Below are 13,275 nucleotides of genomic sequence, written 5' to 3'. Positions count from 1 at the left end.
TAATTAATTCGGAGATTAATATATGCGACATTGTGTCTCTCGTCAAATTGAATGCAATGGCAAGGATTACGTCAGATGACCGCGAAGTGAAACGCCAACCGCGCACCACGACCGCCGTGAAGGCGCGAAAGCTTTCGAATCCGGCTTCAGCCGCGGCGGGCGATGCTGCGGACGCTTCAAATGCCGCATTGCCGTCCGCACCCGCACGGCGACCGGGCAGGCCTTCGGGTTCGGCGCGCGGTCCGGAGCAGCGCAGCCGCCTGCTGGACGCCGCGCTCGCCCTCTTCGCGCGGCAGGGCATCGTCGACACCACGCTCGGGGAGATTGCCCGCGAGGCGGGGTTCACGCCGGCGATGATGCATTACTACTTCAAGACGCGCGATCAACTGCTCGACGTGCTGATCGATGAGCGTTTCGCGCCGCTGCGCGCGGGGATCGGCGTGCCGTTTCAGGAAAATCCCGACGATCCGGTGGCGGCCATCACGCAGCTCGCGCAGCGTTTGGTGAAGACCGCGAGCGACAATCCGTGGTTTCCGTCGCTGTGGGTGCGCGAAGTGATCAGCGACGGCGGCTTGCTGCGTCAGCGCATGCATGAACGGTTTGGCGACGCGGCTCAGAAGGCGTCGCTGTTAGCCATCGCGCGCTGGCAAAAGGAAGGCCGACTGAATGCCGGACTGGAGCCCTCGCTGGTGTTCGTCACGCTACTGGGCATGACGATTCTGCCGCTGGCCACTTCGAAGCTGTGGCGTAACGATCCCGCGCGATGCAACATCGGTAGCGAGGAGATCGCCCGGCATGCGGTGGCCTTGCTGGTGCAGGGCGTCGGTCCGGGCAAAGCGGCCTGATACACCACCTGACTCATTCAGAACTGCGTTTCTGCCGCCACGCCTCATACGCAGCCCTGGTTTTTTCGTTCGGCGGATAAGTGCCGGGCAGAGCGGCGCCCTCACGAATACGTTCGGTGAGAAACACTTCGAGTTGTTCCTGCTCGACGGCGGCTTGCGCAACTTCGGCTGCCATTTTGAACGGGATGACCACCACGCCGTCCGCATCGCCCACGATCACGTCGCCGGGAAATACCGCGACACCGCCGCAGCCGATCGGCACATTGATATCCACCGCGTGATGCCGGATCAGATTCGGCGGCGCGCTTGCGCCCGCACAAAACACCGGCATGCCGAGCGCGGCGATCGTCGTGCTGTCGCGCACCGGACCGTCGGACACCATGCCCGCCACGCCGCGCACCTGCAAGCGCTGCGAGAGGATCGAACCGAACGAGGCGCTGCTGCGTTCACCGCGGCAATCCTGCACGAGCACGTGACCGGCCGGAATGGTCTCGACACATTTGCGTTGCGCGTACTCCGGATCCGCAAACAGTTCGAGTACGTCGATGTCCTCGCGCGAGGGAATATTGCGCAGCGTGAAGGCTGGCCCGACCAGATTTGCGCCACTGTGCGCGGCGAGCGGCGCGACGCCCTGCATGAACGTATTGCGCAAGCCGCGCTTGAACAACTGGGTGGTCAGCGTGGCAGTGCTGACATGACGGAGTGCTTCGAGCGTGGCGGAGTCGAGATCGGACATGGTGTCGGGCGGCCTCAGGTTTTAGGGGCGGGGAGATGGCGCTCATATGACGTGCTGCGTCGCAGCGGCGGAACGTACCGCAGCCGCTGCGATTTCGCGCACACGATCATAGCGCCGCTGTGGATCGTGCGGCAGGCGCGCGCAACCATGCTGCCGTAACGACGAATCTGATGAATCTGGCGAAGCCGGCGAGGCACGCTACGTGCTACCTGAGGAGTGGATCTGAGCGCCGCGCGGGAGAGATAACAGCGTCGGCGTTGCAATAGAACAGGAATGTCAGGGCAGATGCTGGGGCGGACAAGGCGATGGACGTGGGTTTGCGCCAGCCGCCACGGCGAATCGGGTGTCGGCATCGGTCAGCCAGGCAATGGAGCCGAGGGCCGGTTTTTCATTGGCGTGCAATTTTGGCGCGTTACTGTGCGCACGCGTTGCGCCGAGGCCATGTTTTACAATCGCGGGCCTGCATGCAACTCGACGCATGAAATCGAGTCGGAACCATGGACAGCAATACCGCAGCCGCGCAAATCGGCGGCAAACAGCAGGGCGATACGTTGGCCGAGTCTGATGGCCTAACCGGTTTTTTAGAGCAACAACAGAACATGAACGGAGCATTGAGGCTCGATCAGGCCACGATCGTGCTCGTCGAAGACGACCCGGATAGCCGGGAATCACTGACCTTGTTACTCGAGGCGGAAGGGGCGCATGTCGTCGCTGTGGCGGATGCGGAAGAGGGCGTCGAAGCGGCGCTGCGGCTGTTGCCTGACGCCGTGGTGTGCGACCTCGAATTGCCGGCCATGGATGGCTTTTATCTGATCCAGCGGCTGCGCGATCACGAGATTCGCGGTGACCATGCGCCTTCAGTGGCCGTGGCGCTCACAGGCCATACCGACGACGCTTACCGCTTACGCAGCATCGGCGAAGGCTTCCAGCATTTCATGACCAAGCCGGCATTGCCGGAAGACCTCGTGACACTGTTGCACGACGCGATCGACGCTCGCGCGGCAGGCTGAGGAGCGGCCTCGCAGCCGGAGGGCGGTTTCTAGCCGCCGGATCTTCGGCCGCAAGCTTTCGTCTGGCGAAACGATCTGCAATCAGATTGCAAACCTGATTGCAGGCGCCGCTGTTATTTGGCGGCGGCGACCGGTGCAGCCGCGCTGGCCCTGGCCGCTTCCGCTGCCTGACAGGCGGAACACAACCCCTTCAATTCGATTTCATCGCTCGCAAGGCGGTAACCCGCGTCTTCGATTTGCGCGACGAGGGCCTGGCGCAGCTTCGGCTGATGCAACTCGGTGACGTTGCCGCATTGCTGGCAAACCACCAGAATGCCGTGCTGGCATTGGGTCAGGTCGTGGCAGACGGTGAACGCATTGATCGATTCGATCCGGTGCACGAGTCCTGCCGAGAGCAGAAAGTCCAGCGCCCGGTAAACCGTAGGCGGCGCCGAGCCCGGATGGATCTGGCGCATGTCGTCTAGCAGCGAATAAGCTTTGGTGGCGCGCCCGGAATTCAACAGCAATTCGAGCACTTTGCGGCGGATCGGCGTGAGTTTTTCGCCGCGTTCGCGGCAATATTCTTCCGCGAGAGTCAGTGCGGCTTCCTGCGATTCCCCGTGCCCACTGTGCATGTGCCCCGGCTCATGATGATGAGCGGAGGCGGCAGGCGTGGTTTTGTCGGCGTTCGCGGCGGGCTTGGCGGTCTTCATGCGTGGATTATAAAGGCCATCGCGCCTGGCTGTGCCGGTGTGCGGCGTACCTGCCGATCGCGGCTGGACGCCTCGGTGGGACATGAGGCAGTCCGATAGCGGCCGGATTGTTCAAGTCAGCGGGAAATCGATGTATTTCTTGAATCCCGGGCGAGTCGCAAGCCGCGAATACCACCGCTCCAGATTCGGCAACGGCGGGCGTTCGACGCCGTCCAGTCCGAACCAGCGTTTCGCGTACGCGCCGATCACGATATCCGCAAGCGTGAACTTTTCGCCTTCGAGGAAGAAGCGGCCTTGCAGATGGTTATCCAGCAGGCGCCACAGCAACGTGACCGCGCTGAAGTCGGTAGCGAGCTTGCTGGCGTCGCGCTCGGCGGCGGGTGTGCGCACGAGGGCCCAGAACACCGGCCTTTCCGCGGGTTGCAGCGTGGTGAGCGACCAGTCGAGCCAGCGGTCGATGCTGGAGCGCAGTTTCGGTTCCGACGGATAGAGGAGGCTCGATTCGCCGTATTGCAGCACCAGATAGCGCAGGATCGAGTTCGATTCCCACAGCACGAAGCCGTCGTCGACCAGCGTCGGAATTTTGCCGGTCGGGTTCATCGCCAGGTAGTCGGGCTCGTTGTTGCGGCCGAATTGCAGTCCCGCGTCGATGCGTTCGTACGGCAGCACCAGTTCGTCGCAACACCACAAGACTTTCTGTACGTTGACCGAGTTGGCGCGTCCCCAGATCGTGATCATCCGGTAAATCCTTTCTTTATATTGACAGGTGGCAAGCCGCGCGCGGCGCACGGCGTTCAGCCAGTAACGATACACGATGCGCATGGGTTTGCGCGCCGCCAGCCTGCAATCTGCTGTGTGAAATATTGCCCGGAGCCTAGTCGGAAGCACCTTGCCCATGGAGGTCCGTGTATTGCCCGATATGCCATGCCGGCAACGCGTGAGCGTTGCGTACAATGAGCGCACCCGAATACGACGAGGCACCGCATGGCCCGCATTGTCCCCGACGACTGGAAGAGCCTCGCCGCCACCGGCGCGGCCGCACGCGAACGCGAAACCCTCGCGTTGCTGGAAGAAGCGCTGCCCGATGGCTACACCGTCTATCACGGCGTGCACTGGACCCGTCTGAACCAGAACTTTTCGGTGTTCGGCGAGGCCGACTTCGTGATCGTCAGCCCGGCCGGGCGCGTGATGATCGTCGAACAGAAAACCGGCTTCCTGCGCGAAACGCCCAAGGGGCTCGTCAAGGTCTACCTTCAGACGGAGCGCAATGTGGCGATCGCGCTCGCACATACCGTCGAAACGCTGCACCGGCGCTTCACCGCGGCGTTCGGCGCAGGTACGTATTTCATCGAAGAACTGCTGTATTGCCCGGACCACATCGTCAAGGACGCGGCGATTGCCGGCGTGAATCCCGCGCGGATCGTCGACGCGACGCGCAAGGACCGGCTTGCCGCGATCATTCGCGAAGCCTTGCCGGCCGACGAAGCGCGCCTCGCCTGCGCACCGAAAATCCATCACTTTCTCGCTGACGAACTTTCGCTGACGCCCGACGCCAGCGCACTGGTCGGCCAGGCCGGCACGCTCGTCACGCGTCTGGCCGGCGGCCTCGCGACCTGGGCGCGACGACTCGAGTTTTCGCCGTTCCGGCTGCGCGTGATCGGCACGGCCGGTTCAGGCAAGACGCAACTGGCGGTGCAGGTGATGAAGGACGCGGCGGCGCGTGGCCAGCGGCCTTTGTATGTGTGTTTCAACCGCCCGCTCGCGGATCACATTGCGCGGGTCGCGCCGCCTGAGGCGAAGGTGGCGAACTATCACCAGCTATGCGACTGGATCGCGCGCGATGCGGGCCGCGAGCCGGATTTCCAGTCCGGCGACGTCTTCAAACAGCTTGAATCGACTTTCGCCGAAACGCCGATCGACGCGCGCTGGCAATTCGACGTGCTGATCGTCGACGAAGGACAGGATTTCCAGCAGCCGTGGGTGGCCGCACTCGAGCGTCTGTTGCGGCCGGGCGCTGCGTGGTGGTGGCTCGAAGATCCGCTGCAGAATCTGTATATGCGCGAGCCGGTCGAGCTGCACGGCTGGACCACGCTGAAAGAGACCACCAATTACCGCAGTCCGCGTGACATTCTCGATTATGTGCGGGACGTGGTTGGCGCTTCGGTGCCGGTCGCGGCGGCCCTGGCCTCGGGCAGTCCGTTCGACGGCTCCGATATTTCGCTCTCCGTCTACGACGAAACGAACGCCGCCGAAGGCAGCATCGAGGCAACCAAGCGGGCGATCACGCAGGCCTTGTCGCTCGGCTTTCGTAAACAGGATATTGCCGTGCTGTCGTTTCGCGGCCGCGAAGGCTCGGCGATGACCGCGCAGGATCATCTCGGACCGCATCGGTTGCGCAGTTTCACCGGTAAGTACGATCTGTTCGGCAACCCGGAGTATCGCGAAGGGGATGTGCTGTTCGAGTCGATCTACCGCTTCAAGGGACAGGCGGCGCCGTGCGTCATTCTCACGGAAGTCGACTTCGAACTATTCGACGAGCGGATTGCACGCAAGCTGTTCGTCGGCGCCACGCGTGCGACGATGAAGCTGATCATCGTCGCCTCGCAGAGGGCCGCGCGGCATCTGCATTTGCGTGATGGTAAAGAGCTCAGAGAGACGAAAGAAGCCTAGCCGCCGCTCACGTCCACGCGCGCGCACCCACCAGCATCCCGGTTTGCGTAAATGCATCCCACCAGATCACGCGCAGTAACGGCGCTTGCTGCGCGATCAGCAGCGCCTGCACCGGATCGCTCTCCACAAAGTGCGTGACACCGCCGCGCAACGCCGCCGCGGCCTTGTGAGCAGCTGCGCCGGCGGCACTTTCGTCGTGCGTGCCGGGCGTGCGCATCACCAGTTGCATATGACCGAAGCCGTGCCGCGTGAGCCATGCTTCGGTGCGCGCGCGATCCAGTTCCGGGCGCCCGGTGATGATCGTGCGCACGCGTTGCAGATCGATGCCCGGCAGCACCTCGAACGGCAGCAGCGCGTCGCGTTCGGCGAGCGCCGCGGCCAGATCCTCGTCGTAGCGGGCGAGCGGCACGTCGGGCAGCAGAATGCCGTCGAGGTCGATCGCGTAGGTGGCGTATTCGTGATCCTCGGCCATGGCGGGCGCGGTGCCCGCTTCGACGCGCTCCCAGTCCTCGCGATAACGCTCGGTGTAGGCCTGGCGCTCCCACGGAAACAGCGCGAAGTAGCCGCGAGCGTCGATTGCGTAGTCGGGTTGTGTGCGGCTCAGGTCGTCGACCGCGGCGGTCAACGTTTTGACGTCGAGACCATGCTGCTGCAGGAATGCGATGCAATCGGTCAGCGTAAAGCCCCGCCCCGCGATGTCTTCGCACAGCAGCACTTTCGAGCCGGCGGGCGGAATCGGCAGCGTCGAATCCCAGGCGACCGTGCGTGACTGCCGGTCGTATCGAAGGAAAGCGACGGGCGTGCCGGCCGCATGCGAAACCATCAGCGCGAGCGGTGCGCCGCCGCGCAGAATGCCGATCGCCATGGTGAAGCGCTCCGCCAGCAACGCGGGTTGCAGCGACTCGATCCAGTGATCGAGTTGTTCGTACGTCAGGGGCAAAACCGGCTTGTTCATGACTCTCAGGGCGTCGCGATGCGCGCGTAGGGCAGGTGTCCTGTAGACGGAGAGCGGCGTGCGGCGCGGTGCTGCGGCAGGTCCCCGTTTTTGAGACGAAGAATTTTGGCGATATTATGCATGCGGTTCAAAGATCGCGCGTCGGGGTGACGCGCGTCGCCGGATGGGGCGTGTCGCAAAGACGACCGCCGCCGCGGGAAAAGGACAACGGCGGGGTGCTGCAGGTTCGCTGGCCGGTTAAGCCGGCGCAGCGCAGCCGCCCGCAAAATAACAAACGATGGAATGACCAAACAGATGAAGATGACCAAGGCGGGCATAGCGGTGGATGGCAGGAAAGGCGTGGTCAGGGGCGCATGGTGGGGGCTGGGTCTGCTCCTCGCTTTCGCCGCGTGGAGCATGCAGGCACAGGCGCAGGCGCAGGCGGAGTCGTTGCCGTTATCGCTAGACGTGAAGGGCAAGATCAGCAAGACCAACGATGCGGCGCACCAGCTGTATCACTTCACCGAGGCCCAACTGCTCGCGCTGCCGGCTCATTCGATTACGACCGCTACCACCTGGACGCCACGTTCCACCTTCACAGGACCGCTGCTCGCGGATATCCTGAAGACAGTCGGCGCATCCGGCAGCGCAGTCGAGATCCATACGCTCGACGACTATACCTACACCATTCCGGTGTCGGACTGCGATCGCTACGGCGTGGTCGTTGCGTACAGCATGAACGGCCAGCGCCTGAAGATCAGCGACTTCGGGCCGCTGTTTCTTATCTATCCGCGCGACGCGTTTCCCGATGAACTCATGGGCGCGGCGGGCGATTCTAAATTCGTATGGCAGATCAAGGCACTCATCGTCAAATAACACGCCGCCCCTGGCGCCGTGTCCTCTATGTGTTGATCTGGCTGACCGCGCTTGCGGCGCCGGCCGGCGCGATCGGCTATCTGTTGTACGCGAACCTGCTCAATCCGCGCGCCACCGAACAGCTGACCGGTCAGTACGATGGTTTCTATTGGGACGCCGCGCAGCTGCAAATCGCCTACGCGCGATTCGAGAACCAGTTGCTGCTGTATCAATCCGGCGTCGACGACGACTATCAGCGGCTCATGCTGCGCTACCAGTTGCTGCAATCGAAGCTGCACGTGATGGCTGGTTCGACCCGCAGACTGACTACGCAGCTTGCGCTGCTGCAACGGCAACAGGAGGAAATCCAGTCGCTCGATCATTTGCTGGACGGGATTCAGCCTGAGGTGGATGCGTTGCCTAAGGACCGCAGTCGCGCCGATAAGATCGTCGTGGAGTTGCGTCAGCATTGGAACGAGGTCAACGACCTCGCGTTGAGCCGCCGGTTCGCCGACGTGGCCGACCGTGAGGCGATGAACCGCGATTTCATCGACAAGCGCCGCATGCTGTTCGCGGGCGGCCTGTTGCTGCTGCTGTTGTCTGCGGCCGCGACCACGCTGCTGGTGCTCAACGGCCGGCGCCGCACGCGTCTGATGCATCAGCAGCACGCGGCGCTCGACGCAGAGCATCAGGCGAGCCGCGCGGCGCGCGAGGCGAGTCTCGCGAAGGACGCGTTTCTCGGCATGATCAGCCACGAACTGCGCACGCCCTTGCATGCGATCGTGTCGTCGATCGAATTGCTGGGCTTCAACTATCACTCTGAGGCCGACCGCAAGGTCATTCAGCGGCTCGAAACCGCAGGGCGGCATCTCGAAGCACAGATGAAAGACCTGACCGACTACGCGCGCCTTGGCGCCGGCAAGCTCGAGTTGCGTCACGAGCACTTCGAGCCGCGCGAGCTGCTGGCGTCGATCGTCGACGAACACGCGATGTCGGCCGCCGCGCGCGGCCTCAAACTGGAAAGCGAGGCGAGCGGCATGAGCGGTCTCGTCGATTCCGATCCGCACCGCATCCGCCAGATCGTCAACAACCTGGTCACCAACGCGATCCGTTACACCGAAACCGGCACGGTGCGCGTGCAACTGAGGCAGCGGCCGGCGGTGCTGATTTTCGTCGTCAGCGATACGGGGCCGGGCGTGCCGCAAGCGCAGATTCCGCTGATCTTCCAGGAGTTCACGCAACTGGACGCGTCGCGCGCGCGCCGCTTCGAGGGTGCGGGGATGGGACTCGCGATCGTGCAGGGGCTGGTCAGGCTGTTCGGCGGCACCGTCGAGGTGGCGAGCACGGTGGGCGAGGGCACGACCTTTACGGTGACGATTCCGGTCAGACCGGTCGCGGCAACCGCGCCTCCTGGCGTGGCGGCGCAGGCCGAACCAGGCGGCGCGCGCCCCTGCGTGTTGATCGTCGACGATAACCGGCTGATTCGCGAGTCGCTCAGCGAAATGATCGCGCACATGGATTTCGACGCGCACGCCGTCTCCAATGCCGACGATGCACTCGCGTGGCTCGACGCGCGACGCTGTGACGTGGTGTTGCTCGATCTGCATATGCCGGATCGCGACGGGTATACGTTCCTTGCGGACTTCGCGGCACGCAGAGGGCCGTCGTCGGGTGTTCCGGTGATCGTGGTGAGCGCGTATGCGCCGGAGGCGGATAGCGTAGCTAGTGCGGGTGGGGCGAGTGGTGCGGCAGGGGAAGCGGGAGAGGCCGGCTTGCAGCCGTTCTTTGAAGCGTTATTAAAGCCAGTACATTACGAGGAACTGCGCAGTGCGTTGCAGCGAGCTTTGGCTTCGCGGCATACGGAGTGACGTGACGCCTTGAGGAAACGCAGTTGGAGGAGGGCTCAACCTGAGCACACACCTTCAGCCGCTTGCCGGCATATGCGTCGTTATGGCCGGTTGAGGCGTTTGGACAGATCGGCGACCAGGATCGCCATACGCGCGGGCTTTTCATAGCACGCGACGTCGTAATTGCGGATGACCTGGCTGATTTCCGATTCGCTGGCCTTGCCGGTCAGCAGTTCGCCGGTCAGCACGAAAATTGGCGCGTCCGGATTCTCCGACGCCCGCACCGCGCGGATCGCCGCCGCGGAGGTCTGCGAGCCGAACAGCCAATCGATCACAACGCCGTCGAAGACCTGCGTTTGCAGCTGTTCGGTGAACGCCGCGAGGCCGTAGATCGCCACCGCCGCGAAACCGCTGCGTTCGAGATAGTCGCGCAGGTTGTCGGCGGAGGCCTGATCGTCGTCCACCACGGCGATGGTCGGCTTGTCGGTTTCGGCGCGGCGCGGATAGATCTCGATCTTGTGGACTTCGTACGCGCTTTGGTAGAGCGTGCCGTCGTGGCGCGCCACGCGCCATTGGCCGAGCTTCGAGTACGCGACGAATTCAGGGCGGCTGCCCGGTTCGAGCGCGGCGCCGACCCATGCGGTGCAGGCCAGCTCGATCGCGCCGACGCAGAACAGCGCCTCCTGGGCGATGGCGCCGACCATGCCCGGATCGAGCGACTGTGCGCCGAATAGCTGGGCGGCAGGTTCGCCGAACACCTCGGCGACCTTCTTGATCTGCGAGAGGGTCCACGGGCTATTGCCGCGCAGCTTGCGGTGTCCCTGCGAAAAACTCAGATCGAGGATGCGGCATAGCTCAGTGGTCTGCTGGCGTTTGCCGATTCCATGCCGGCTCATCAACTCGCGCACGCGCTCGGCGACGGCAATGGAGTCAGGTGAGTTTGTTTCGTTGGTCATACTGCGTGAGGATCTGCCTTCTTGAAGGGTGGCTGGGGGCATGCGATACGGCACGCGCAGCGTGGCCATGCACATTGGATGCGCATCGACGCGGCAACGCGGGGGACAGCAAATGTACCGTAAAAAGTCTTACGGCCTGTGTTTTGGGATGACTGCCGCCAAACCTGTCGGTACGAGGTGCGCACAGACGAATTCGGCGATCTGTTTATGCCTTTGGCATCAAATGTATTTTACCGATTAAATCGGTAGGAATCTGTAAGTAATTCCGATTGGATTGTTACTCACCCGCTGTCACGCCGGCGGCATGGTGTCGAGCTTGGCCGCCGAGTTTTTCAGGCCTTTGAAAATCCGCTCGGCGACCTTGCCCGGAAAGCGCTCGGGCAATTCGGCCGAGACCCGCGCGATGACCTCCGGCGTCTGTTCGATCAGCCGCTGGATCAACGGTTCGGCGTTCGCGCCGTATGAGCATCTCAGCGCCATGGTGTTGAAGTGGCGCCGCTGCACGTCGCGGAAGGCGTCGTGTTTGCTGCGCGACCACATCCCCATGGCGAGCCTGGCCTTGAACCATGACCACTGGTTCGGGCCGTTGCCTTCCACCGGCCAGATCGACATCACGTCGTAAAGCGGCGTGAGACGGTACTGGCCGCCCGCCAGCAGGCGAATGCTGAAGTTCTTGGCGTGGCCGTCAGGCGCCGCCAGCATCCAGAACAGGATCTGGCTTGCCAGCAGCGTTTCGATGTCCTGTTGCGCCGACACCGATTGCTGGAGAATCCGCGCGAGGTCCAGCATGCCCGGACCGCCTTCGTTTTCGTACTTGCGATGCGACGGCACGCCATACACCTGGCAGAAGTCCTCCTGCGGCAGGCGCAGCAGCCATTGCCCGCTCGAATGCAGTTGCCGGTCGAAGCGTTCGACGCTCAGCACCCGCTGCTTGCCGAACGTCATGATCTCGGTGTTGGCCACGGGCAGGCCATAGGCGCGCAGAATCCGCAGACACAGCCATTCGTTTTCGACCGAGGTGCTGAGGTCGGCGAGCTTGTTGCCGACCAGCCCGAGCGGCAGCTTGAAAATGTGCGTGGTGGGCGTGGCGCCATGCGGGCGCTGCCACTTGCCGTCGTGCCACAGCAGGGCGGTTTTCTCCTGTGCGCCGGCGAGCGAGATGCGGAAATCGTCCGTTTCGTCGGCCGCGCCGAGGGCGGGGGTGCTGACGGTGCGTGCCAGCATGGTCTCGATCTCGCTGTCGGAGAGCGGCGTGCCGTCGATGCGTTCGACGCCGGCCGGCGCGTCGTCTTCGGCCAGCAACTGGACGGCGCCCACGCAATCGCGGCCGATGGCTTGTAGCAGATCGAAGGGATCGAGCGTATCGGTCTGGTAGCGCTGGGCGATGCGTTTTCTGATCGCCTCGCTGTCGGGGAGCAGATTGTCGAAATAGTTGAGCACCCGGTGGCCTTTGTTCGCCACGTTGCTCGGCGCGAACGGCAGCGAGAGCGAAAGCGGCCGGCCAGCGGGTGAGGCGACCCATGCGGGGTCGTAAGCGAACTCCATGGGGCCGCGGGTGGGCAGGCGCCAGACGCCGACGCGCTCACCGTTGGCCCACACCGAAAGCGCCCGCGAATGCGTTTGGCGACCCATGCTTACCACTCGACCAAAGGCGCGGGTTCAGGCACCGGCTGGTTCTTGTCGCGCACCTGTAATTGCAGGCCGTAGGCACCGCATAGCGCCAGCAATTGTGCGAGGGTGAGGGCGGTGGCGTCGGTTTCCAGCGCCGAGATGCGGCTCTGGCTGACGCCGATGCGCGCAGCGGCATCGGCCTGGGTGAGGCCGGCCTGGCGCCGGCCGGCAGCGAGCAGCTGGGCCATCTGGTCCGGCGTGGCGACGAGGTGGATCATGGCAAATTATCCGTGAGACGAATAAATGCACTTTATGCGTCACGCAGATATTTGTCAAATATTCGTGTGGCGCATATTCGACAAATATCTGTCTGGCGAATAAATGGCAAATATCTGCGTGACGCATAAATTCCGTCTGTGTCCGCCCCTGCTGGGCTGGCCGTGTAGCATGCTGTGAAAATATTTTCTGCCGACTCCGCGCGACTCATGAACCAACCGACACTACGCCACACCGACGTGCCGTACCACACGCAATGGGGCAGCCCCGAATGGGTGCGCCACATCGTCGAACAGGAGGGCGACCCATGCGACGATCCACACTGGCAGCGCAGTGGTTTTGCCGACCCGGAGCGTTACCGTTTCTGGGCGAAACGCCTGTGCGGTCTGACCTGCCTCGAATCCGCGCTCGACTACTGGCGCATCGAACACGCGCCGCGCGCCGCCTTGCTGGATGAAGCCTTGCGCCACGGCGTGTACCGGCTGCGCGACGATGGCGGCGTCGACGGTTTGATCTACCGGCCGTTCGCCGACTGGCTGGGCGACGCATTCGGTATTCAGGTCGAGGTGCTGCCGCAGGCGCCGCTCGAAGAGATCGCCGTGCGCATCGACGGCGACACGCTGGCGATCGTTTCCGTGAGCCCCGAGATCCGTTATCCGGAGCGGCCGAATCAGCGTCAGGGCGGGCATCTGATCCTGCTGCACGGGCGCGATCGCGGTGGCGTATGGTTTCATAATCCGTCGGGCATCGCGCCTCATCAGGCGGATGTCTATCTGCCGTTCGCAACGATGGCGCGCTTCTACGCAGGGCGCGGCATGACGCTCACCCGCAGCGCGCGCTAGA

The 13,275-nt window shown here is 63.5% G+C and carries 13 protein-coding genes; 6 read left to right on the top strand and 7 right to left on the bottom strand.

Going from position 1 to position 13,275, the window contains the following annotated elements; genetic code table 11:
* Positions 1–56 precede the first annotated feature (56 nt).
* Positions 57–845, top strand: a complete 789-nt coding sequence (locus M0D66_RS24140; protein WP_266211732.1) for a TetR/AcrR family transcriptional regulator — start codon at positions 57–59, stop codon at positions 843–845.
* A gap of 13 nt (positions 846–858) precedes the next feature.
* Here M0D66_RS24140 and M0D66_RS24135 read toward each other — a convergent pair whose 3' ends face one another.
* Positions 859–1,581 (bottom strand): ribonuclease activity regulator RraA, encoded by a 723-nt coding sequence (locus M0D66_RS24135; RefSeq protein WP_266211731.1) that lies wholly within the window; start codon positions 1,579–1,581, stop codon positions 859–861.
* 497 nt (positions 1,582–2,078) lie between these two features.
* On the opposite strand from M0D66_RS24135, the gene M0D66_RS24130 reads away from it, so the two are divergent.
* A complete protein-coding gene (locus M0D66_RS24130) occupies positions 2,079–2,591 on the top strand; it encodes a response regulator (protein WP_200619752.1) in 513 nt (170 codons plus the stop codon).
* 113 nt (positions 2,592–2,704) lie between these two features.
* Here M0D66_RS24130 and M0D66_RS24125 read toward each other — a convergent pair whose 3' ends face one another.
* On the bottom strand, positions 2,705–3,283 hold the full coding sequence (locus M0D66_RS24125; protein ID WP_266211730.1) for a Fur family transcriptional regulator: 579 nt from the start codon (positions 3,281–3,283) through the stop codon (positions 2,705–2,707).
* A 111-nt stretch (positions 3,284–3,394) separates the two neighbouring features.
* Complete coding sequence (locus M0D66_RS24120) at positions 3,395–4,021, bottom strand: glutathione S-transferase family protein (RefSeq protein WP_093638819.1); 627 nt, start codon at positions 4,019–4,021, stop codon at positions 3,395–3,397.
* 246 nt (positions 4,022–4,267) lie between these two features.
* Between M0D66_RS24120 and M0D66_RS24115 the strand changes: the two genes are divergently transcribed.
* Positions 4,268–5,953 (top strand): ATP-binding domain-containing protein, encoded by a 1,686-nt coding sequence (locus tag M0D66_RS24115; protein ID WP_266211729.1) that lies wholly within the window; start codon positions 4,268–4,270, stop codon positions 5,951–5,953.
* 7 nt (positions 5,954–5,960) lie between these two features.
* On the opposite strand, the gene M0D66_RS24110 is transcribed toward M0D66_RS24115, so the two are convergent.
* Positions 5,961–6,908, bottom strand: a complete 948-nt coding sequence (locus tag M0D66_RS24110) for a phosphoribosyltransferase (RefSeq protein ID WP_266211728.1) — start codon at positions 6,906–6,908, stop codon at positions 5,961–5,963.
* Between the two features lie 300 nt (positions 6,909–7,208).
* On the opposite strand from M0D66_RS24110, the gene M0D66_RS24105 reads away from it, so the two are divergent.
* Both M0D66_RS24105 and M0D66_RS24100 read left to right on the top strand, forming a co-directional pair.
* The gene (locus M0D66_RS24105) at positions 7,209–7,763 is read left to right on the top strand and encodes a molybdopterin-dependent oxidoreductase (RefSeq protein ID WP_266211790.1); all 555 of its coding nucleotides are present in this window, start codon (positions 7,209–7,211) and stop codon (positions 7,761–7,763) included.
* The gene (locus tag M0D66_RS24100; RefSeq protein ID WP_266211727.1) at positions 7,733–9,610 is read left to right on the top strand and encodes an ATP-binding protein; all 1,878 of its coding nucleotides are present in this window, start codon (positions 7,733–7,735) and stop codon (positions 9,608–9,610) included. The genes M0D66_RS24105 and M0D66_RS24100 overlap by 31 nt, the downstream gene beginning before the upstream one ends.
* Before the next feature lie 80 nt (positions 9,611–9,690).
* On the opposite strand, the gene M0D66_RS24095 is transcribed toward M0D66_RS24100, so the two are convergent.
* The 3 genes from M0D66_RS24095 to M0D66_RS24085 all read right to left on the bottom strand — a co-directional run bounded on the left by M0D66_RS24095 (position 9,691) and on the right by M0D66_RS24085 (position 12,434).
* Entirely contained in the window at positions 9,691–10,545 is an 855-nt protein-coding gene (locus tag M0D66_RS24095; protein WP_093638384.1) for a helix-turn-helix domain-containing protein, read from the bottom strand.
* Positions 10,546–10,836: 291 nt separating this feature from the next.
* Positions 10,837–12,177: a type II toxin-antitoxin system HipA family toxin gene (locus M0D66_RS24090; protein ID WP_200619748.1), complete on the bottom strand. Its 1,341-nt coding sequence runs from the start codon at positions 12,175–12,177 to the stop codon at positions 10,837–10,839.
* A 2-nt stretch (positions 12,178–12,179) separates the two neighbouring features.
* Complete coding sequence (locus M0D66_RS24085) at positions 12,180–12,434, bottom strand: helix-turn-helix transcriptional regulator (RefSeq protein ID WP_054036490.1); 255 nt, start codon at positions 12,432–12,434, stop codon at positions 12,180–12,182.
* A gap of 207 nt (positions 12,435–12,641) precedes the next feature.
* On the opposite strand from M0D66_RS24085, the gene M0D66_RS24080 reads away from it, so the two are divergent.
* Positions 12,642–13,274 (top strand): C39 family peptidase, encoded by a 633-nt coding sequence (locus M0D66_RS24080; protein ID WP_093638390.1) that lies wholly within the window; start codon positions 12,642–12,644, stop codon positions 13,272–13,274.
* The last annotated feature ends 1 nt before the right edge of the window (position 13,275 follow it).

The sequence above is a fragment of the Paraburkholderia sp. SECH2 genome (genome assembly GCF_030464795.1).
GTDB classification, from domain to species: Bacteria; Pseudomonadota; Gammaproteobacteria; order Burkholderiales; family Burkholderiaceae; genus Paraburkholderia; species Paraburkholderia aspalathi.
This window is presented reverse-complemented; position numbering and strand designations above follow the sequence as displayed.